At 62.9% G+C, this 245-nt stretch carries 1 protein-coding gene; it reads left to right on the top strand.

What is annotated here, in order from left to right:
- Positions 1-245, top strand: a 245-nt coding sequence (locus SB717_RS38670; protein ID WP_410908540.1) for a hypothetical protein, incomplete at both ends; no start/stop codon positions are given.

Below are 245 nucleotides of genomic sequence, written 5' to 3'. Positions count from 1 at the left end.
CCGGCGCGATCGTGATGGGTGTGGTGTGGCAGCTGTTGCAGACCTTCGGAACCGTGTACGTGACGGGTGTGGTCAAGAACGCCAGCACCACCAACAGTGTCTTCGCGGTGGTCCTGGGTCTACTCGCGTACTTCTATCTGGCGGCGATCGCCGTCGTCCTGTCCGCCGAGATCAACGTGGTGCGCAAGCACCGGCTGTACCCCCGGGCATTGCTGACCCCGTTCACCGACAACGTCGATCTGACC

The organism is Priestia sp. SIMBA_032 (assembly GCF_046535215.1).
Lineage (GTDB): Bacteria > Bacillota > Bacilli > Bacillales > Bacillaceae_H > Priestia > Priestia aryabhattai.
This window is presented reverse-complemented; position numbering and strand designations above follow the sequence as displayed.